At 38.2% G+C, this 22,102-nt stretch carries 19 protein-coding genes; 12 read left to right on the top strand and 7 right to left on the bottom strand.

Features of this window, described 5'->3' with window-relative positions; translation table 11 throughout:
* Positions 1-35: 35 nt before the first annotated feature.
* The 7 genes from IGK70_RS12135 to IGK70_RS12105 all read left to right on the top strand — a co-directional run bounded on the left by IGK70_RS12135 (position 36) and on the right by IGK70_RS12105 (position 8,793).
* Positions 36-500, top strand: coding sequence for an RNA polymerase sigma factor (locus IGK70_RS12135; protein WP_002383292.1), 465 nt, complete (start codon positions 36-38; stop codon positions 498-500).
* A 2-nt stretch (positions 501-502) separates the two neighbouring features.
* Positions 503-1,429, top strand: a complete 927-nt coding sequence (locus tag IGK70_RS12130) for an anti-sigma factor (RefSeq protein WP_033600620.1) — start codon at positions 503-505, stop codon at positions 1,427-1,429.
* Between the two features lie 151 nt (positions 1,430-1,580).
* Complete coding sequence (locus tag IGK70_RS12125) at positions 1,581-3,362, top strand: hypothetical protein (protein ID WP_002391386.1); 1,782 nt, start codon at positions 1,581-1,583, stop codon at positions 3,360-3,362.
* Between the two features lie 111 nt (positions 3,363-3,473).
* Positions 3,474-4,214, top strand: a complete 741-nt coding sequence (truA, locus tag IGK70_RS12120; protein WP_002355033.1) for a tRNA pseudouridine(38-40) synthase TruA — start codon at positions 3,474-3,476, stop codon at positions 4,212-4,214.
* Between the two features lie 102 nt (positions 4,215-4,316).
* Positions 4,317-4,700 (top strand): potassium channel family protein, encoded by a 384-nt coding sequence (locus IGK70_RS12115; protein WP_002355036.1) that lies wholly within the window; start codon positions 4,317-4,319, stop codon positions 4,698-4,700.
* 128 nt (positions 4,701-4,828) lie between these two features.
* A complete protein-coding gene (sstT, locus tag IGK70_RS12110) occupies positions 4,829-6,091 on the top strand; it encodes a serine/threonine transporter SstT (RefSeq protein ID WP_002359106.1) in 1,263 nt (420 codons plus the stop codon).
* 149 nt (positions 6,092-6,240) lie between these two features.
* Positions 6,241-8,793 (top strand): cation-transporting P-type ATPase, encoded by a 2,553-nt coding sequence (locus IGK70_RS12105; RefSeq protein ID WP_220421712.1) that lies wholly within the window; start codon positions 6,241-6,243, stop codon positions 8,791-8,793.
* A gap of 5 nt (positions 8,794-8,798) precedes the next feature.
* Here the strand turns inward: IGK70_RS12105 and IGK70_RS12100 are convergent, their stop codons facing one another.
* The 6 genes from IGK70_RS12100 to IGK70_RS12075 form a co-directional block, all read right to left on the bottom strand.
* Positions 8,799-10,238 carry a helix-turn-helix domain-containing protein gene (locus tag IGK70_RS12100; protein WP_162783079.1) on the bottom strand — a complete coding sequence of 480 codons (1,440 nt, stop codon included), beginning with the start codon at positions 10,236-10,238 and terminating at the stop codon, positions 8,799-8,801.
* Positions 10,239-10,338: 100 nt separating this feature from the next.
* A complete protein-coding gene (locus tag IGK70_RS12095) occupies positions 10,339-11,520 on the bottom strand; it encodes a hypothetical protein (RefSeq protein ID WP_002381125.1) in 1,182 nt (393 codons plus the stop codon).
* A 43-nt stretch (positions 11,521-11,563) separates the two neighbouring features.
* Positions 11,564-12,988 carry a DUF1116 domain-containing protein gene (locus IGK70_RS12090; protein WP_104855946.1) on the bottom strand — a complete coding sequence of 475 codons (1,425 nt, stop codon included), beginning with the start codon at positions 12,986-12,988 and terminating at the stop codon, positions 11,564-11,566.
* Entirely contained in the window at positions 12,975-14,534 is a 1,560-nt protein-coding gene (gene fdrA, locus IGK70_RS12085) for an acyl-CoA synthetase FdrA (protein ID WP_438775283.1), read from the bottom strand. Before fdrA ends, IGK70_RS12090 begins: the two co-directional genes overlap by 14 nt.
* Positions 14,512-14,940, bottom strand: coding sequence for a DUF2877 domain-containing protein (locus IGK70_RS12080; protein ID WP_227657101.1), 429 nt, complete (start codon positions 14,938-14,940; stop codon positions 14,512-14,514). Before IGK70_RS12080 ends, fdrA begins: the two co-directional genes overlap by 23 nt.
* A 197-nt stretch (positions 14,941-15,137) precedes the next feature.
* Positions 15,138-15,377 (bottom strand): hypothetical protein, encoded by a 240-nt coding sequence (locus IGK70_RS12075; RefSeq protein ID WP_002398887.1) that lies wholly within the window; start codon positions 15,375-15,377, stop codon positions 15,138-15,140.
* Between the two features lie 127 nt (positions 15,378-15,504).
* Here IGK70_RS12075 and IGK70_RS12070 point away from each other — a divergent pair, with 127 nt between their 5' ends.
* From IGK70_RS12070 to IGK70_RS12060, 3 genes are all read left to right on the top strand, one after another.
* The gene (locus IGK70_RS12070) at positions 15,505-17,163 is read left to right on the top strand and encodes a PucR family transcriptional regulator (RefSeq protein WP_162783065.1); all 1,659 of its coding nucleotides are present in this window, start codon (positions 15,505-15,507) and stop codon (positions 17,161-17,163) included.
* A 263-nt stretch (positions 17,164-17,426) separates the two neighbouring features.
* Positions 17,427-18,098 (top strand): glucose-6-phosphate 1-dehydrogenase family protein, encoded by a 672-nt coding sequence (locus tag IGK70_RS12065; RefSeq protein ID WP_104855955.1) that lies wholly within the window; start codon positions 17,427-17,429, stop codon positions 18,096-18,098.
* A 120-nt stretch (positions 18,099-18,218) separates the two neighbouring features.
* Complete coding sequence (locus IGK70_RS12060) at positions 18,219-19,880, top strand: SulP family inorganic anion transporter (RefSeq protein WP_220421710.1); 1,662 nt, start codon at positions 18,219-18,221, stop codon at positions 19,878-19,880.
* Positions 19,881-20,043: 163 nt separating this feature from the next.
* Here IGK70_RS12060 and IGK70_RS12055 read toward each other — a convergent pair whose 3' ends face one another.
* Positions 20,044-20,736 (bottom strand): hypothetical protein, encoded by a 693-nt coding sequence (locus IGK70_RS12055; RefSeq protein ID WP_104855704.1) that lies wholly within the window; start codon positions 20,734-20,736, stop codon positions 20,044-20,046.
* 192 nt (positions 20,737-20,928) lie between these two features.
* Between IGK70_RS12055 and sylA the strand changes: the two genes are divergently transcribed.
* Together sylA and IGK70_RS12045 are read left to right on the top strand one after the other, a co-directional pair.
* Positions 20,929-21,381: a transcriptional regulator SylA gene (sylA, locus tag IGK70_RS12050; RefSeq protein ID WP_010827802.1), complete on the top strand. Its 453-nt coding sequence runs from the start codon at positions 20,929-20,931 to the stop codon at positions 21,379-21,381.
* A gap of 18 nt (positions 21,382-21,399) precedes the next feature.
* Entirely contained in the window at positions 21,400-21,912 is a 513-nt protein-coding gene (locus IGK70_RS12045) for a GNAT family N-acetyltransferase (RefSeq protein ID WP_010827801.1), read from the top strand.
* The last annotated feature ends 190 nt before the right edge of the window (positions 21,913-22,102 follow it).

Here is a 22,102-nt window from a genome sequence, read left to right as displayed (position 1 = left end):
AGTTGAAACGTTGTATAAGTGAAAGGAGCAATCAGATGAAAAAGGAGGCAAATTTTGACGAAGTACTATTTTCTTTGGGGCAAGAAGTCATCCAAGTCTTGATTCGCCGAGGAGCAAGTCTTGAAGATGCACAAGATGCAGTGTCGCAAACATATACAACGATTTTTTCAATATTACCTGAAATTACATCAGAAAATCTACGCCCGTGGTTTTTCCGAGTAACATTTAATTACTACATTACGATGTATCGAAAAAAGAAACGAGAACGCACTTTTGTGGCAAACAGCCATCCTGTACAATCAATAGAAAAAATGGAAGGGCAAGAGTTATTATTATTGATCGATTCCTTAAAAGATGAGGAACAAGAACTATTACTTTTGAAATATTATTATCAATTATCGTATGCCGAGATTGCGTTGATTTTAGAATTATCTGTTGAAAATGTTCGCAAAAAATTGTATCGCACACGTCAAAAATTAAAAAAAGAACTGGAGGAATAGAAGTGGATTTAAAAAAAAGTATTCGTAAAGCGAAAAGAAAACAATTTATCGTGATTGGTGCCATAACCGTTGTTAGTTTTGCTGTATTGTTTGTCGGTTTTTTTGTGGGAATGGATAAACTTTCGACGAAAAACTATCATACCCTACTAGAAGTAATTAATGATCAAGAAATGATTGCTTCACCAAACACTCAATTAGATTCCCAGGTAATTGCTAATAGTTCGCCTTTTGGGGGCGAAGTTGTGACCAATCGTTCAAAAAATATTGATGGTTACACGGTGGAGTGGAGTAATTTACGTAGCAGATATAGCTTTTTCAGAAATTCGATTGACTGGAATGAAGTCTATCCTGGTAGCTATTATTCTTCTAAGAATTTTTATGAATACAACCGACAAACCAAGCAGAAAGTAGCATCTTTTTATAACCCAGCGATTACCAATTACTATGGTGGTATCAAAAACGAGTTAAGTGAATTAGATAAAATGGAAAACCAAGTAGCGGAAGTGGCGATTTCTTTTGATAAACCTTATCCATATGAAGAAGTCCGCAAAATGTTACCGAGCAATGTCAACTTAGTTTGGCTCTATGTATACTCCGAAACGGTTAATGAAAAAGAAGGTCCTTCTGGTACGCTGCCTTATGGTTTTCAATTAAGCATGGACGATCACAACGAAATATTTGATCCTGAAAACGACAAGCAACACTTTTTTGAAACCTTAGAAAAATCCCCGTTGTTTGCTGACAACCAAGAAGGCCAAAAGTTTATCCAACAAAATAAAAATAAAAAAGTCGAAAAATTACCTATTTGGGGAGTCATGCTCACCGGACAAACCAAAAATTTCAAAGCCTTACAAAATGAACCTTTTGTTCGTGGTGCTTCAATTGGCGTGACCGTACCTATCGTTCCTTATATTCAGCCAGAGAAATAAACGTTCTTCAGAACTCTAAGCCTTCCGACTGATTTTGCTTCAACGATATTGTCAGTAAAAATAGAAAACGTTATAATAGAATGGATCACAGGAAGTGCTTCTACAATGCGTGGGAGCACTTTTTTTACTTATCTATGAGGAGGGCAAGTGAATGTTTTTTAATTTTATTGGGTTAACGTTATTTTTTGGTATCGGGATCTTAGTTGCGAATGGCGCCAAAATTGTAGCGAATAAAGGGAAAAAGAGTAAGGGGACCATTCTATTAATGGCGATTGAATTGCTCTTGTTAGGTATCTTTTTATTTGTGACTTTGCCAAGTAAAAATCTTTCAACCGTGTTATGGATTAATCTGATTGGCGCAGTGATTGCTAGTGGGGTGTTATTAAGTACACGCTTAGCTAGTAAAGTCGAAGTTCCTGGTATCCAAAAGGGCCGCAAAGAAGTAGGGAAGAATACCAACAAAACGGCTAACAAAGACTGGTCTGGCAAAATTTTGGGTGTTGCCGTTTTGGCAATGATTTTGTTGACCATTGTCAGTAGTATTACCAGAATTTCTTCTATTGATGAAATTTATCAAACGATTCCTTTAAAAACGGAAGAAAAAGCTGAAGTTTTAACTTCGGCGAAAGAAACACCCATTGCGATTGCACCACAAACGGCGAAACGAAAAATGTTACAGAAATTTTCTGTCATTCCCAATTCCAATATGTTTACTTTGGATGGTATAACGGCACAAGTTGTCAATGGCGAGTATGTTTATGTAGCAACAGTCGAATTTAATGGCTTCTTTAAATGGCTAAAACTGGGGGAAGTACCTGGCTATTTCATCATTAGTGCAACAGATATCAACGCACAGCCAGAATTTGTAGAAAAACCAATTGTTTATACTCCTTCAGCTTACTTTGGCAAAGATGCCGCACGAAAAATTTATTCCGCTTATCCAGGTTATGCAGCAACTGGCACAATCAATTTAGAGCTGGATGACCAAGGGAATCCTTACTATATTCAAACGCTTTACAAAGAGTATGGGGTTTCTGGTCGCATGCACTATAATGAATTTAAAACGGCAGTATTGAATGCTACAACAGGAGAAGTTAACGTTTATGACAGTCAAAAAGCCCCAAGTTTCGTTGATGCGCCGATTACTAGCTCAGCGGCGAATAGCTTAAATGAATTCTTTGGTCGTTACAGTCAAGGCTGGTGGAACCAGACAATGTTTGGTGCCAAAAAAGATGTTAAAATTCCAACTGAAAATGGTATTTATGCATCAGGACAAATTACGCCGATGATGAACAAGGAAGGGAACCAGTTGCTTTATTTTACGGACTTTACAAGTAGTGAAAAAGACCAAGATTCCGCTTTAGGTTACTCCTTAATCAATGCCCGAACAGGTCAAGTTACGTATTATCGTGATACTAAAGTCGGCATTATGGATAGTGATGGCGCCATTTCTATCGCCTCAAAAATTTATCCAGAAAAGAAATGGAAAGCTAGTATGCCAGTCCTTTATAACATTGATGGCGTGCCAACGTGGATTGTTTCGTTAATGGACAGTAAAGGGATTTTCAAAAAATATGTCTATATAAACGCCGTAGATAATGATATTGTGATTGATGCAGACACGGCACAAGGCGCATTAGACGCTTATCGAATTGAGTTAGTAACCAAAGGAAGTAACAATGAAAATACAGACAAAGCCAACTTGAAAACGATGCAAGGTAAAGTAGCTCGTGTCTCAGTAGTAGCTGGGGAAGCGCAAACGGTAGTTTCATTTTTACTAGAAGATGAAAAAACCATTTTTAGCGTAACGACTAATAACAGTCCGCTGGCGCTATTCTTAAAAGAGGGCGACCAAGTGACATTTAAAGCCGTAGTGACTGAAAATGCTAAAGCAGCGAATGTTGAAGAATTGAAAATTGCAGGATTAAACTAAATAAAACACCTCTTTTCTATGGAAAAGAGGTGTTTTATTCTTGGAAAAGAAGAAAAATCCACCTATTTCTGCTATGATAAGAGAGAAAAAGAATACGAAGGAGCTTCGCCCATGCGCAACATAAAATTAACCATTGAATATGATGGTAAAAGATACTCAGGTTGGCAACGACTAGGCAATTCAGAGAAAACGATTCAAGGGAAAATTGAAAGTATTTTAACACAAATGACAGGTGAACCGATTGAAATTATTGGCTCAGGCAGAACGGATGCCGGCACACATGCACGTGGTCAAGTAGCGAATTTTAAAACGACTAGTTCACTAACAACAACCGAAATGTTATCCTTTTTAAATCGATATTTACCTGGCGATATTGTTGTTAAAGAAGTTACAGAAATGCCTGAACGTTTTCATGCACGTTATAACGCCACAGGCAAACAATACAGCTACTATGTTTGGAATAGCCCAATTCCTAATGCCTTTGAACGGTATCATAGTTTTCACTTTCCCAAAGCGTTGGATCAAGAAAAAATGGAACAAGCTTGCCAAAAATTAATAGGGACCCATGATTTTATTGGTTTTTCAGCATTGAAAAAAACCAAAAAATCGACTACTCGAACGATTGAAAAGATTACGATTGAAAGAAACGGCGAAATGTTACAGTTCACTTTTGTGGGTAATGGTTTCTTGCATAAAATGGTCCGCATCCTCGTTGGGACACTTTTAGAAATTGGTGCAGGCACCAAAGAATTAGCGATAATTGACGAATTATTCGCAACAAAAGTCCGAGAAGGCGCAGGTGAAACGGCTCCTGCACAAGGGTTGTTTTTAGATGAAGTGTATTATAAATAACAAAAAAATAAATTTTCTTTAACCACACCAATTAAAAAGTTGAACTTTATCTAAAAAGTGCTAACGTTAAGAAGAGATTAACAATAGAAAGAGGTCATTTTTTTGCTATCTTTACTTATTTCTGTCAAAAAATTATTTTCATCTTTTTTAGGTATCTTAAAAAAAGAAGACACTCGTGCCTTGTTCTTTTTACTGGCAACCACGTTGTTGAGTGGGACTATTTTTTATTCAACAGTGGAAAAATTGTCGCCATTAGATTCGTTATATTTAAGTTTCATGACGTTAACCACGATTGGTTATGGAGATGTGCATCCAGTTACTGACTTGGGAAAAATTTTCACCATGGTTTATGCTACAGTGGGCTTGGGGATTATGGCTATGTTTATTTCGGTCGTAGCAAAATCCTACTTGTATTCTAAACAAAGTCATCACCACCATCACCATAAAAACAAAGAACATTCAGCGGAAAAGTCTTCAGAAAAATAGACGAAATTGATGAGTTGACCAAGTGTTTCTCGAAAAATGAAAGTTTTTTGAGAAACACTCTTTTTTTATCTTAATAATTATGGTAGTATGTCCCAAACTGTATTTTATTTTAAAGGAGCGTGAAGTGAATGGTCAAAGCGATTCGGAAATTATCGTTAATTCAAAAAATCATGATAGGGATTGTGATTGGAACCACCTTGGGTTTCTTGGTGCCAGAATGGACCTTCATCAGCGTTCTTGGTGAATTGTTTGTGGGCGCCTTAAAAGCAATTGCGCCGATTTTAGTTTTTGTCTTAATTATTGCGTCGCTAGCCCAACAAAAGGCTGGGGCGAAAACATATGTTGGATCAATTTTAGTTGTGTATCTGTTAGCGACATTTTTGGCAGCTGTTGTTGCCGTGACGGCAAGCTATCTGTTTCCCGTTAAGATTGTTTTGGAGGCGGCGCAGGAAGCGCAAGCAGCCCCAACGCAACTTAGTGATGTTTTAAGCAATGTGTTAACAAGCGTTGTCCAAAATCCGATTCAAGCGATGATTGAAGGCAATTATTTATCTGTTTTATTTTGGTCCTCATTAATCGGTATTGGGTTACGTCAAAGTTCGGTCGCTACCAAGGATGTGATTGCCAATCTTTCAACAGGGATTACCACGGTCGTTCAAATGATTATCGGCATTGCACCAATTGGAATTCTAGGTTTGGTGTTTCATTCGGTGGCAACAACAGGCATTGCAGGGTTAGCCAAGTATGGTCAGTTACTATTATTGTTAATTGGTACGATGGCCGTGGTTGCTTTAGTCGTTTATCCAGCGATTGTTTTTTGGAATATTCGGCAAAATCCGTATCCGTTAGTCTTTTTTGTATTAAAGGAAAGTGCGATTCCCGCATTCTTTACACGCAGTTCTGCGGCCAATATTCCCATTAATATGGAATTGGCGAAAGCAATGGATTTAAATGAAGAATCTTATGCGGTCTCTATTCCGCTGGGCGCAACGATTAATATGGGCGGCGCAGCCATTACGATTACCATTATGACATTGGCGGCAGTCCACACATTAGGCATGTCCGTGCCAATCTATTTAGCATTATTGTTGAGTATCATCGCCGCTGTTTCTGCTTGTGGGGCTTCAGGAATTGCTGGTGGTTCCTTGTTGTTAATTCCGCTTGCATGTAGTTTGTTTGGCATTTCCAATGATATTGCCATGCAAGTCGTCGGCGTTGGCTTTATCGTCGGCGTAGTCCAAGATTCCATTGAAACAGCGTTGAACTCTTCTAGTGACTTGTTGTTTACCACCTCAGTTGAGTTAGCAGACCGACGTAAAAATGGTGAAAGTATTGATGTCAAAGCGTTAATTGGTAAAAGTCAATTGGTGGTCGAACAAGAAAATATTTAAAAGAAAGGAACAACCCGCTAAAATGCGGGTTGTTCCTTTCTTTTATAATCTCGGCCCCATTTTTTTCAGGGGCCACTGAAATTATCGACCATTTTGTGAAGAAAATCCTCTCTATAATAAAGGTATCAAGTAAACAGGAGGTACACGAAATGAAATGGTATCAACTTTCCTCAACAAAAGTAATCGAGCAGACTAAGACGAAGCAAACGGGTCTTTCTAGCGAAGAACGTCAGCAACGTTTACAAACGAATGGTCCAAATAAAATTGAAGAAAAACAACAACTGAAAACGTGGCAAAAGCTAGCCAAACATTTTACAGATTTACTAATGGTGGTCTTACTCGCTGCCGCAATTCTAAAATTTGCCACAGGCGAAGTGGTCGAAGGAAGTATCATTTTTCTAGTGGTACTTGTCAATGGCTTTGTCGGTTATTGGCAAGAGCGTAAAGCAGAAGAATCATTAGACGGCCTGAAACAGATGATGGGCCAAGAGGCAGTCGTTCTAATTGATGGACAAAAAACAACCGTTTCTTCTGAAACATTGGTTCTGGGAGATGTAGTCACGTTACAAGCTGGCGATGTAGTCCCAGCAGATTTGCGCTTATTTGATGTTCATAATCTGATGATTGAAGAATCAATTTTGACAGGTGAATCAGAAGCCGTGGAGAAAATTACCAGTTCCTTGAATGAAGAATTACCAACAGGCGATCAAAAGAATTTGGCTTTTTCAGGAACACTTGTCCAAGCAGGTTCGGCCTTAGGTGTTGTAGTAGAAACAGGAGATTCCACTGAAGTTGGAAAAATTAATCACGCGTTGCAGTCAGTAGATCAAAAAACAACGCCGCTCGTACGGAAAATGCACCAATTAAACAAGCAAATTTTCCAAGGGATTATGGTCTTGATCTTGTTTCTGATTTTCTTTACCACTTTTCGTCATGGCATGGAATGGAACCTCTTATTTTCTGCGATGATTGCATTAATTGTAGCAATGATTCCAGAAGGCTTACCTGCTGTGTTAACGATGATTTTATCGATGGGTGTTCATGAGATGGCTAGAGAAAATGCGATTATTAAAGGCATGCCTTCCGTTGAAACATTAGGTTCAATGACAGTTATCTGTTCAGATAAAACAGGAACGCTAACTAAAAATGAAATGACGGTAATGGATGTAGTGACTGAAGAAATGACCATTGTCAAAGAGATTATGGCCAACTGTCAAGAATTGAAATTACAAGACCAACAAAAAATCGCCGACTTACAAGGGAATCCTACCGAGTTAGCTTTACTACAATATGTTGATCAGGATCAACTGTCTTTACGCCCTGTAGAAAAGAAAATTCCGTTTAGTTCAAGTTATAAATACATGGCCACTCGCCATCCGCAAGCAGAAGGTTCAATTATTTATGTCAAAGGTGCGCCAGAAGTATTGTTACAACTTTCTATGTTATCTGATAATCAAAAAGGTGCTTGGCAAGCACAAGCTGCGCAATTAGCGCAAAAAGGACAACGGGTATTAGGTTTCGCTTATAAGACAGTTACGTCACAACAGGAACTGACACATGAAACATTGTCAGGATTGACGTTTGCTGGACTGGCAGGCATCATCGATCCGCCAAAAGAAAGTGCCATTCAAGCCGTCAAAGAATCTCAAGAAGCAGGTATTTCCGTCAAAATGATTACCGGAGACCATAAAGATACAGCGCAAGCCATTGGCGAGCAAGTTGGTTTAAAGCATACGAAAAAAGTTCTTGAAGGATTAGAAATTGATGCTATGTCAGATGAAGAATTAGCCCAGCACGTTCAAAAAGTCGATGTATTTGCACGAACAACGCCAGAACATAAATTACGAATTGTCACGGCGTTACAAAACAATGGTGAAATTGTCGGGATGACCGGTGATGGCGTGAACGATGCGCCAGCACTAAAGAAAGCTGATGTCGGAATTGCCATGGGAATTAAAGGAAGTGAAGTAACCAAACAAGCCGCAGATATGGTTTTGGCAGATGATAATTTCCATACGATTGCTAAAGCTGTGAAAGAAGGACGCCGCATTTTTGATAACTTGAAAAAGACGATTACCTTCTTCTTGCCAACCTCTTTAGCACAAGGTTTAATTGTTGTCTGGGCGCTTTTAATGAATCATCCTCTCCCGTTGACACCTGTCCAGATATTATGGGTAAACATGGTAACTACGATTACTTTGTCTTATGCATTAGGTTTTGAAAAAGCGAGTGCTGATACCATGAAACGACCACCAAGAGATGTCAACGAAGGCATTTTAACAAAGTACAGTATTTTTAGAATCATCTATGTGTCGGTACTCATTATGGTACCAGGTTACCTCATGGCGTTACAATTTGAGGGCCAAGCCTTACAGCAAACGTTCCTCTTACAAAGTATCGTCTTAGCGCAAGCAGCGTATATGATCAACTGTCGTAAGTTGGTTGATCCGTCGTTAAGCACAGGCTTTTTCCAAAATAAAGTGTTGTTTGCTTCATTAGGAATCCTCTTTTTACTACAAGCGCTAGTAGTTTACTGGCCAGTAGCGCAGCAATTAATTGGCACAACTTCTTTAAATGGCCTTCAATTAGCAATGATTTTCGTCCATGTTGTGAGTCTGTTTTTCCTTGTTGAAGGGGAAAAATATATAACCAAACGATTCATGACGAAAGAAAGCCAAAAAACTAGCGAATGTCCTCGCTAGTTCCTTTAAAAATAAGAATGAAGAGTGAGCTCTGCTAGTCGGCGGAGTTCATTTTTTGTTGGAATTAAAGAGAGATAAAAGACAGGAAGATCAAGATGATCCAAGGGGAAATTGGAAATAATTATGTCGGCTTCATTTAACGTCAACTGGCTTAGTTCCACATATTCAATGGCTTGTAATTTCACACGAGTACCTAAATAAGCAGCTAATTCTTGTTGTAAAAAAGCTTTCCAAGCAGGTTCCCCTTGAAAGAGGAAATAGGCAGTCATCGTTTGCGTCTGAATAGAATAACTGGCTTGTTTTTCTAACAAAGAAGCCAAACTAAGAAAATAAGTCGGTTCTTCAATCGTGGTGTAGCGAGATAAAATCTCCAAAAGTTCTTGGTTGCTCTTTGATAACGCAAGGTCCTCTGCGGCTTGTTCGGTCATTAATTCTTGATATTCCAATTGAAATTGCTCAGAAAGTGTTGGGGACTCGGTATATTTAATGAATAACAATAACAGATTATCCAATAAATTTGTTTGGATTAAATCAGGCCGGGCTTCTTCAGTGGACAAATTAGTGACAAACTGCTGTAACGACTTTCGCAGCTGACTGTAATGAGTGTGGAGCGCAGAAGCCAACGTTTCGCCATAGACATTATCGTAATTCCAGCTTTCTAAGAAACAAAAGAAGGCAAAAAAACTTTCCTCTCCTTGCAAATAGATGCCTTCAGAAGCATAAAGTTTTGCCAAGGACGGTTGATAAAGTTGAAATAAGACATCTTTTGAATCAAAAGAAAATTGACTCACTCGGCAATTGGCTTTGTTGCGAATCGTGTTAATAAAAAACCAACAAGCGCCAAAAATTTCTTCCGTTTCCACCGTCAACTCACTACTGTAAACTTGTTTCAAAAATTGAAAATAATGCTCCTCATGAATAGAATAATCGTCAAAAAAATAATTATTATGAGTAAAAGGCACCAACAAACGATGATAAAAAATCCGAATATTGCTTTCTGCCCCGATTAGCTGAATGGTCGTCGTTGTTAGTTGAATCGTTAAATGAAAATCACGTAAGGCCTGATTCATTTTTTTGATATGTCGCTTCAAAGTTTCATAAGAAACACCACTAGTGCTCAAAAAAGAAGTTGTTACTAACTCTTTCGTAAATAGTAGCTCTTTTAATAGTTGAATACTAATGGATTGAGGTAAAAATAATGACCAAAGCTCATTGGTTTGCGCATTCCCCTGATTACGTAACCGAATACCACTGCTATCGGTTTCAATGGACCAGTCGGCGGGTAATTGACTGCGAATATACTGTAAATCCGAAAAAACGGTTCGCTCTGTCGTCTGGATTTGCGTGGCTAAACGCTTGGCTGTCAGCTGAGGAACATTTAACAACTGTTCCAACAAACGAATTTGCCGAAGCAAATCTTTTTCCGTTATCACACGTTTTAACATGGAGTACATGGCAAAACCTCCTTTTGCTTAAGAATACGGATAAAAAGGGGATTGGTCAATTAAAAAAAGAAGCGAATCGTCATTCGCTTCTTTTTATTCACTATACAAAAATATCAAATGTATGCAAAACGGCTGACAATAAAATGGTTACAACAGCCATTCCTGATACAAAGCCGACAGCACCAGGAACAAACGGAGGTAATCGTTTAGCAATATAGCTACCGACAGGGGCCGCACTGATTCCTGCTAAAACGGCGATGGTCAGGGAAAGCCAAAAGCCACCACCCATCATTAAAATCACACCAGGAACAATACTGACCAGTGGCATAAATGTTGGATACCAACCTTCTTCAGCGAAATGTTTTCGATAAAGAAAAACACCCACAGCCGAAGCAATCATTTGTCCCATTAAAATGTCAGGAACCAAGCCAGAACCATTTGTAATATGATTAATATTGACAAACCAATCTGCTAAAACGCCTAGAATTACCAAACCTCCAACTAACTCATTTCCATAAAACCAAGCTTCGGAGAAGTCAGCAAAAGTGCGTCGTATTGACCATTGAAAGGTTTGCGTATTTTCAATTTTAGGTTGTTTTTGCCGCTTCTGAGCGATTGGTGCAACAGAAGGAACCATCCAAGGAAGTTGATGACAGATGGCTGAAACAATCCAGCCAACAAAAGCCATTGTGGTAACGTTGGAAACTGTCCCAGGTACATTTAAAAGGGGCATCAATTGCGCATTCAGCCAATTGGCAAACGGAAAGGTGAAAAGCGCACTCAACAGAGAAATCGTTCCTAATTTTTTCCAGCCAGGACCATAAACGAGCGTTAAAGCTGGCGGCGTGCCGACCACCACAATAAATGTTGGTAACCACAACACTTCTTTTGTAAAAAAGCGTGTAAAATCAAAAACATAAATAGTTAAAAAGAGGGAAAGTAGCTGAGAAGCAAGTACCCAAGGCCAAGCACCAGAGCCACCAGCAATTGCAAATCCCTGCCATTTTGAATTTTTCCGATAAAGTTGCCAAGCAATCAGACCGCCGATTAGTAAGAAAAGCGTTGTAAAAAGTCCACCGTAAAATTCCCCTTCCGTGAAGTTCATAACAAAATAGATAAATTTGTAAAATCCCTGCTGATTCACTTTGGTAACTACGTCATTGTAAGGAAAAAAGTTAGACACATGTCGAAAGCCATTCATGATCCAATACAGGAACATTCCCAAAAAAATTTTTACAACAAGAGCTAAAACGGCTTCGTAATTGATCGATTTATTTTTCATATGATCGCTCCAAAAAAAATGACATTTTACTAAGTTTTTGAAATTAGTTTATTTTAGCTACTAAAGCTTTTAGTGCCTCGTTAAAGACATTTGCTGGCGGATTAGTCAATCCAGCGCCAATCATACCAATCCCCGGTTCTTTATGAGCAATAGCAGTATTAATGACAGGCAGCATCCCTGTTTCTAAGACTTTTAAGACATCGATGCCTGAAGGAATCCCCATAAAATCTAAAACAGGAATCGTGACATTGGGATTTTCTTTCGTAGTAATTTCCAGCATTTCTTTTGAATAATTCAATGCTTCTGCCACTGTTCCGCCAACTAATGGGACAATTGCTGGTGCAGCTGCCATAGCAAATCCGCCAACACCATACGTTTCTGTAATAGCACTATCGCCCATATCCAAACCAGCATCTTCTTGTGTGTAACCAGCAAACATCGGACCAATCACCCGTTGGGCAGGCCCCGTAAACCAGTGATTTCCGCCAATCCCACTGACACGAATCCCAAATTCGACCCCGTTGCGACACATGGTGGTGACAATTGTACTATTCTCCACATTATGCCCAGCATCTAACGCACATTTAGCGGCGCCCATCCAAGTCGGACCAGAAAAATAGTCAGAACTGCCAAGAAATTCAAATACTTCTTTTAATTGTTCACGAGAAAAATCAGTTTGAACCATGTAAGGTGTTAATGCTTGGACTAACAACGTACTTCCAGCTACATTGCGATTATGACACTCATCGCCCATATGCAAGGCTTGCGAAAGCATTAAGCGTAAATCAATGCCTTCTGGACAAAAAGTCATGGCATCATGAAGTAATGGACCTAAAACATCGCGCATCCAAATCAGACGATTCACGACGGATTGATCATTTGCACCAAATCGTAAAACTTTCGCCAATTGTTCACTTAAATTAGTAAAAGCCGTGTTGCCGTACGTTTCATTTTTGATAATATGAACGTACATATTCGGAGAAGTCACGCCAGCCATAGAACCAACGGCATCATGTTCATGACAAGGAGAAAACGTAATCGCGCCAGAACGAGCAACCCGATCGGCATCAGCTAGATCTTTTGCTAATCCTTCAAAAACAAGCGCTCCTTGAACGGCACCTTTCATCGGTCCGCACATATTTTCATAAGTAATGGGTGGCCCAGCATGTAAAATGGTCGTTTCAGTCATATTGGGCATGACATTAATTGCTTTATCAAATCCTACTAAAATAGGTTTTGATTGAATAATGCGGGTAACCGCTTCTTCGTTGGCTTGTTGGATTTTTTCATAAAGTGTTGGATTTTTTAATTGATCCAATAATTTCAATAGCTCTGGGTCACCATTGGCTGGCGGTGCCCAATTTACTTGATGTGAAGGAATCCCTTGTTTTTTCATATCTTCATGAATAAAGTCAATGCCTACATTGATCGTATCTAAAGGCTGTTTAAAAAGATCATTTCTGCTCATGTTCGTTCGCTCCTTTTACAAAAGTTTTGGTGGCTTCGCAAAGTTGATGACTGCTGTCGACAACGAGAACCTCTAAATCTTCTAAAATTTTCCGCTGTTCATGAATATCTTGTGGATCTTCTTCGGTCCCTAAAACATAGCCAATAATGGCTAACTCACGACCATCTGCTTTTGCTATTGCTTTGGCTTCCTTTAACGCCTCCGCTAACACACCAACGGGATTTTCGTGAGAACCATAACCTAATTCAAAATCTAACGCTAAAACTGCCACTTCAGGATCTTTGGCTTCTTGAAGAATGCGAGTAATCCGAGAAGTCGGATCGATCATTGGATGTGGGCGGCCTTCTGTGAAACGATCATCACCGAAATCAATCAATGTATGTGCTTGGCTGTGGTCAGGATTTGCTAATTGTCGTTCAGGAATTTTATGAATATTACTATAAACATCATCAGAGACTTCTGTTAAAGCATATAAAAGTTCATCACAAAGAGTGCCACCACAGAACAACCCACGAACAAATTTTTGAGAAGGGGCTTGTTGCTGTTGGATGGCTGTTAACGTTGCGCCTGTCGGATTTTGATAGAGGCTGGTTTCCGCTTCCTGTGTTTGACTAAATTGAATCACCTTTTGAACTGCATCCAGAGAAGAAGTAGCAAAAATGACGTTGTCTATTTTTCGTTCCGTTTGTTCACTGCCGATAAAATAAATAACAACTGGTTTAGTTGAAACAGCTAATTTTTTTAAAATTTTCTCTGTTACTTTTGGAGCAGGCGGTTTAGAAATAAGCAAAATTGCCTTAGTTTGTTTGTCAGCCATTAAAGCATCCAACCCGTCAAGCATCATCAGCCCACCAATTTCAGCAGACAAATCACGGCCACCAGTACCGATTAATTGTGAAATCCCATAACCATATTTATGGATTTGGACACTAACTTCTTGGCTACCTGTACCAGAAGCGCCGACAATTCCAATATCTCCTGAACGTACCTCGTTAGCAAAACATAACCCAACGCCATTAATAATCGCTGTTCCACAATCAGGGCCCATCACAAACAGTTCTTTTTCGTGTGCTTTTTGTTTTAACGCTAATTCCTCGTCAACCGTCACGTTATCACTAAAGAGCATGACGTGTTTTTGCTGATCTAAAGCTTTATGCGCTTCTCGTGCAGCAAATTTTCCATTGACAGAAATTACAACTAAGTTGGCATCAGGCTCTTCATGAAGGGCTGAATCTAACGTCTTATAGGTTACTTCAGAAGAAGCGGTTTTCTTTTTCTCTGTAAATAACTCGTCGACTTGCTGTAAAATTTCTTCTGAGTTCGCTTGGTCATCAAGATCTAAAACAATTAATAAATCACCTGTTGTAACATGCTCCAAGGCGGGTGTATATAACCCAACATTCCGAATCACTTCAAGATTCATGTCGGTTCCCATCCCAATCATTGCGGTTTTAACTCCAGCCAGTTCATTGGCTCGTGTTGAAATGGTCATTAAAGTAACTGAATCAAAATAGGCGTTCTCTTTAATTACTGTTTGAATTGTCATGATTATTCTCCTCACAAAATAGTTTTAAACCAAAAATAATGCCGCAAAGTATGTCGCTTCCTGAAGTTGAGCCCACCTCCTCTAAAGCTGAAACCGCTTGAGCCATTTCGTTTGTATTTCCACTTTCAATTGATAAAAAAACACGCTGAACTAGTTGAGAAAACCGCTCGTTCACTGCTTCATGGATTTCCGCATAACTGACCGCATTCGTTCGTTCCTTGGCTAGCACAGCCAGCTGTTGGAAATTCGAGGGAAGCTGCTGTAATGCAGAAAAACTAGCAAGTAATCCTGTGATGAAATCATCGCCAGTGGGGGTTAAACCAATCCCCAATCCCAAAATCTTCGTTAAACAATCAAGAGCTATTTTAAAAGATTTTTGCGCCCAAGCTTGTTGAAAATGAACCATTTCTTTTTGAATCTGGGTCCGACTATAAGAATCAAAAAGAAAGGTTAACGGCGAAGCAGGGAAAAGTGCTTGCCAAGGATTGAAACGAGTTTGCTGAATATACGTTAAAAAAATAGCTATCTTTGTTTTACTGGGTGTTAAATAAAGTGGCGTTGGTTGCCAAATTTGGGCATCGGCTAGGGTTAAGTGTCGTCGGCCTAACCGGATAAACAGGGGCTCAATTTGGACAGGTAAATCAGCGAAATGGCTAAGTTTTTTTCATCGAGTATAATCGTGTTAGGTGCTATATGTTCGGGATGCGTTGAAATGGTCAAGAGAATTTCTTGGGTGTCTACATGACCATAATTAATAGCGTGCGTAAAACATTGCAAACTAGTCAATGTTTGATGAGGGAGTTTCGATAAAATCGTTTGGTCATAAGCTAAAATTTTTGTCATTCCAACGACCTCCTTTTTAATAGCGCTTTCACGACTTTATAATAAAAGAATCCAGCACGCTAAACAATTGCTAAAAATGACATTGATTTACAAGTTTGAATGGACAATTTGTACATTGGGAGGATAAATGATGTTAAAAGTGAGTGATTTATTAACGTTAGAAGAATTACCTGGCATTACCTTAGTGGCAGGACATAAAAATCAGGACCAACCGATTTTAAAAGTCAATATTTTAGAAAATCCTGATATTTTAGATTGGCTAACAGCAGGTGAGCTGCTGTTAACGACAGGGTACATATTTAAAGATGATCGGAAATTACAGAAAAATTTTTTGAAAGAACTAGCCAAACACCATTGTGCTGCCTTAGGATTTAAAACCCAACGTTATTTTGAAGAAGTTCCACCAGACCTAATCAAACTAGCAAATGAAATGAATGTACCTATTTTAGCAATTCCTTACAACTACACCTTTTCGCAAATTGCTGACGTGTTGAAAAGTCGTGTCACGTTAGAACAATTTGACATGAATGCGCAAGAAACCGCATTGCATAATAAAATTTATCAAATCTTAGAAACGGGAAGTAGCAGTTTTCATTTGCTGCAGGATCTAGCAGAAACCATTCAAAATCCTGTCTTGTTATTGAATGACCACTTTGAAGGAGTTAATTTTTTTGACTTGCCTAAAAACCCAATTCGTATTTCTAGCATTTTAGAAGATAGACAAGAAACCTCAGAGTTCCAAAAACAATTGCTGGAACAAAGTCATCCATTACTACGCTTTTATCAAGAACCGATTCATTTACAGTTGAAACTCCAGAACCAAGTGGTGCCAATTGAAATTTATCCAATTAAAAAGAAAAATGTTATTTTATATTATTTACTCGTCTGGAACACCTTGGCCCCATTACGACCAGTCGACGTGGCTCATTTTAAAATCACAGCTCATTACTTACTTTTACAATTGCAATTGGAATACTCACGGAAATTTGAAGAATACCAACAACGAAACGAATTATTTTTTAAGCTGATTGCGCATGAAAAGAGGGATCAAGCTGTTTTCCAACAATTTCAACAGTATTATCGCTTGACAATAGATAAGCCCTATGCGATTTTGCTAATTTCATTAACCTTAAATGAACGCCAAAGGCAAGAAAAAATGTCTATTTTAGGTAACCAGTTAAACCAAGTTATCTTAGGGGATAAACAAAAAATTGTTTGTATTGAAATTGGTAGTTCCTTTATTTTATTAGTTGAAGATCCACCTGAAAAAGAAGGCGATTATCTGAAAATGATGCAACGCCTAGCAAAAAGCAGCATAAATCAGTTAATGAAAGTACAAGAAGATGTGGAACTTTTCCTAACAATAGGACCTAAGATTCAAGGTCTGACCCAGATTCATGAATCTTATCAACAAGCGATTGACATTTTAGCCTTTCAACGTCAATTCGTTGCAGAAAAACCTGAAATGAGGATTGCTTCCTACGCGAATTTTCATTTTAGACAGACACTACAACGTTATTTTTTAGAAGAAGGACAAGCAACCCTCAGAAAAAAATATCTTCAACCATTGCAGAAAAGAGATCAACAGCAACATACCGACTTTGTCCATACACTGAATGTCTATTTTCAATCAAAACGAAACTTGTCTCAAACAGCCAAAAAGCTCTTTATTCATCGTAATACTTTGTTACAACGATTGGAGAAAATTGAACAGCTAGTGCTGTTGGATTTTGATAAGGAAGTGGACTTGTTGGCGCTGGAAGTGGCGTTGTTTGTGGAAACTTAAGAAGGAATATAAGTGGCGGTTTTTAATTTAATGGAATATATAAAGCTAAAAGAAACGATTATACAAGAAGAATAATTTAATCAATAAAAAATGGCATCTTTATTGAAAAGATGCCATTTTTTATTGAAAAAGTTAGGGTATTTCATTACACTTACACTGTTCCCAATCGTCTCTATACACTATCTGTTTTATATATCAGCAAAAATTACATCATGATACAATAAATAATTTTAACAAAATACACCCTAGAAAGAAGCCCAAAAATGAACCTAACCCATCAAGACTTCAATCTATTCAACCGAGAAATCTTCACATTCAAACAACTCAAAGAGCAACAAACACCAGCAGAAATCGATGCTTTAAAGCAAACCTACAAGCAACATTGGGAAAAGTGGAAAGCCTTAAACCTCGTCATCGCCCAAAGTTTATCAGCTGAACTCGGCATCACTAAGCCGAAAATCGAAAGCTGGACCAACGGCTGGAATTTACGCAGTCATTTCTGGGCTGCGTATCGCAGTGAGCAACGCCAAGCGGAAAATGCTTGTCTGGCGTTGTTATTAAATAAAAAGCAATTTCAAGTATATTTGATGTTTCAACATTACAAAAGTGAGGAGCGGGCAGGCTCAGTCGTCGCTTACAATCAATTGCTTAATCGTTTAGAAGCTTGGAGTCAAACCATCGACTGCGAAGGCTATTATATTTGGCCGCAGGAGGAGCATGAACTAGTGGACCATTTGCCTTTAAAAGATTATTTAGCAGATGAAAAGCAGCGGAAAATTCTAGAAGAGCGGATAGGCAATCGCTCCTTTCAGATTGGTAAGTTGTGGTTTGCGACAGAAAAGCTTGAAACGATTGAAGAAAAAAGTTGTCAGGCGCTTCAAGAATTAGCACCTCTGTACGTGGCATTACATGAAGAAAAAAACTTCTTTGATTGATTTATTGATCAGAGAAGTTTTTTTCTTCTAGTCATCAACAATTAACTCATTAATAATGGAGAGAAGACGAAAAAAAATTGCGATTTCCTTCACAAAACACCTTATTATCTTTCCGAAAATATGATATCTTTAGAATGGAAATTTCATGAAAAGAGGATGCGAATGTTTAAAAAGTACACACAAATGATAAGGGATGAATTTAAAGGGTATAATCAAAAAAAATTGAAAAAAGATTTCTTGGCAGGTTTGACTGTCGCAGCCGTCGCGTTGCCGTTAGCGTTAGCGTTTGGGGTCTCCAGCGGCGCCACTGCAGCAGCTGGCATGATCACGGCGATTATCGCTGGAATTGTGATTGGAAGCCTTTCGGGTGGGTTTTATCAAATTTCAGGACCAACAGGTGCGATGGCAGCTATTTTAATGTCAATTGCGGCAGTGCATGGTATGCAAGGGATTTTATTGGCCACCTTTTTGGCGGGAATTTTATTGCTTTTGGCAGGGATTTTGCGTTTAGGGAGCTTGACTTCTTTTATTCCGTCACCGGTCATTACCGGGTTTACTTCAGGAATTGCTATTATTATTGCGTTGGGGCAGCTTGATAATTTCTTTGGGGTTCGTTCAGAAGGACACAATTTAATTGAGAAAATCAGCAGTTATCGTTCATTGGGCTTTGATTTAAGTATACCAACGACGGTGATGTCGATTTTAGTGGTGCTTGGATTAGTGTTCTTTCCGAAAAAGTGGAATGCGATGATACCAGCTTCATTGGTGATGATTATTTTAGCTACGTTAGCAACAGTGGTTTTTCAACTGCCAGTGGCCACTGTAGGGAAAATTCCGACAAGTATTTTTAGTGATACACGTTTGGAACTTGGTTCGCTTCAATTAAGTGCGTTTCAGGATATTTTGGTGCCTTCGATTAGCATTGCTATGTTAGGTATGATTGAAAGTTTGCTTTGTGGCGCTTCGGCTGGTCGCATGACAGGGAAACCATTAGACAGTAATCAGGAACTAGTGGCACAAGGAATTGGCAACTTAATTTTGCCATTTTTCGGTGGCGTGCCTGCGACGGCAGCGATTGCCCGCACGAGCGTAGTAATTAAATCTGGTGCGCAAACACGTTTAGCGGGTATTTTTCATGCAGTTTTTTTATTGTTATCGATGTTGCTTTTATCGCCAGTCATGTCTAAAATTCCCATGCCTGCGTTAGCTGGTGTTTTAGTGGTGACAGCGTGGCGAATGAATGAATGGTCGGTGATTAAAGAATTCTTCCAGAAACGTTTCCACACAGCCTTATGTTTATTCTTTTTAACGATGATAGCGACCGTTATTTTTGACTTGAGTTTAGCGATTGTTTTAGGGGTCTTAGCGGGTTGCCTGTTTTTCATTGCGAAAAGTGCCGTGATTACGATTAATGTCGAGGAAGTTGATTGGTCAAGAATGGGGCTAGTACCGACCGATTGTACGGAAAATTGGGTGGTGGTTTATTTGAGTGGCCCGTTATTTTTCATGTCTTCTGAACGATTGAAACAAACGTTACTACAATTGGAAACAAAAAGTGGTGTAGTATTTTCAATGCGAGGAGTTCCTAGCATTGATAGTACGGCGTTAGATATTTTAGAAGAATTTTGTCTCGCAGCAGAAGGTCGCGGACAACAAGTTCAATTTGCCGCTCTGCAACCAGAAGTTGAAAAAATGATTCAAACCATTCAAGGAAATCAAGAGAAAGAATACCATTTCTCAGTCGCAGAATTTTTACAAACGGTGCATATTGCAGAACAATAAGTCATTTTCAAATAAAATGTTCTATTTTCTATTGCGGGCTTAATGGGTGAAGAAATAAGAAAAATAAGTGGGGACTAAAACAAGTTTCTAGAGAAGTTCCTAAAAAATAATAAAGAGAAAACTTCTAAGTATGAAGTTTTCTCTTTATTATTTTTTTGGTTATTTATTGAATTACTTCTAGCATAACGTCTTTTTGATCATCCGTAACATTGCCTGCGTAGTTAGGAGTGATTAAAGATATTGAACCATTTTTATTGTTGAATAAGTATAAAGTGCCCGATCTATTTTGTTCATCGTTTGAAGAAATATTAGTTCCTAAAATTAACTCTGTATTTACTTTAACGGTGCGAATACTGTTATCGCCCGCTGAAAATATTCTAATCTCTTTTGTAGGAATTGTATTTATAGATAGGTCATATTTATTAATGGCTTCTTTCACTTGACCATTTTCAGCCCCAAACAATTTAGTTCGGAAGGTAGCAGTTGGTGTTGAATTTAAGTTCTCTAACGTAATTGAAGTTGGCACATTCATTCCTTTAAAATTAAATACGAGTGGATTGTTTAAACTACTAAGATCGACAGCATAAGGTGTTGCTTCTAAAGAATTTGCTTCTTCGACATTTGTAGATACTTCATTTTTAGACTTTGCCGAAGTTTGAGTGGTGCTGGAACTTTCAGAAGTTTCTTTTAGTTTATTATTAGAGCTTGTTTCTGTGCTAGAACTGTAATGATTAGTACTGCTTTTCATTGATGTTGTATGATTGGTAGAATTTTCTTGTTCTTTAGGTTCATTCGCTTTTTGAGAACTACAACCTGTTAAAAAAATAACTAAAATAACACAAACTAATTTTTTCATACTATTCCTCCTATAGACGCTATAACTAATTTTATCTTACTTGTTAAAATAACAAAAGGAATAATTATTTTACTTTTACGAATGCTCAAATTGTTTAAATCTGTAGTTTTTATACTTATTTTTGTTGCATTTGCAACAAAAATAAGTTAAAGTAATGACAATCATAAAATATTAGCGAAAGGAAGTGTCCTAGTGACAGATATTTTAAGAGAAATTGGCATGATTGCGCGGGCCTTAGATTCAATCAGTAATATCGAATTTAAGGAATTATCTTTAACACGAGGACAATATCTTTATTTGGTCAGGGTCTGTGAAAATCCTGGAATTATCCAAGAAAAGATCGCCGAACTGATTAAAGTTGATCGAACCACAGCGGCGCGGGCGATTAAGCGTTTGGAAGAACAAGGCTTTATTTATCGTCAAGAAGATGCAAGCAACAAAAAAATTAAGCGGATTTATGCCACAGAAAAAGGGAAAAACGTTTATCCAATCATTGTGCGCGAAAATCAACACTCGAATCAAGTGGCTTTGCAAGGCATGTCAGAAGTGGAAATTTCACAATTGGCAGAGTACTTAGTCCGGATGCGTAAAAATGTCAGCGAAGATTGGGAATTTGTCAAAAAAGGGAACACTCGAAATTATTAAGGAAAGGACGACTGATTGATGGGAGAAATAAAACAATTAACAATAGAAGATGCACCAGCGTTACAAGAAATCAGCATTGAAACATATACAGATACTTTTGGACCGTACAATACGCCAGAAAATATGCAAGCCTATTTAGTAGAAGCCTACAATTTAGAAAAATTACAAAAGGAATTAGCTAATCCCCACTCTGACTTTTATTTTATCTTGGTCGATAATCAATTGGCTGGCTACATGAAATTAAATCGTGAGATGGCACAAACGGAACCGATGGGGTCAGAAAAGCTCGAGGTTGAGCGATTGTATATTTTGCCTGCGTTTAAAGGAAAGAAGCTGGGAACACAATTGTTAGAACTGGCGGAAGAAAAAGCTCGTGAATTTGGTAAAAAAGCACTGTGGCTAGGTGTCTGGGAACACAATGATGCGGCGCGGGCATTTTATAAAACGATTGGCTACCGCTATTACAGTCAACATTCATTTTTTATGGGAGACGATGAACAGACGGATTTTATTTTGTTAAAGGAATTATAGCAAGAAAATTTAGAAACAAAGATTTCTGATAAAATCAGAAATCTTTGTTTATTTTTTTGATTAAAATTAAGCATTTTTTTTATTTTCAAAATGTTATTTTTTAAAACGTAAAAATTGAAAAAGAAGATTTTGAATCTGTGAAAAGTTGTCGATCTTGTGAGAAAACTCTTTTGTCAGTGTCTTTTTTCAG

Source organism: Enterococcus sp. DIV0358, assembly GCF_051713465.1.
GTDB lineage: Bacteria > Bacillota > Bacilli > Lactobacillales > Enterococcaceae > Enterococcus > Enterococcus faecalis.
This window is presented reverse-complemented; position numbering and strand designations above follow the sequence as displayed.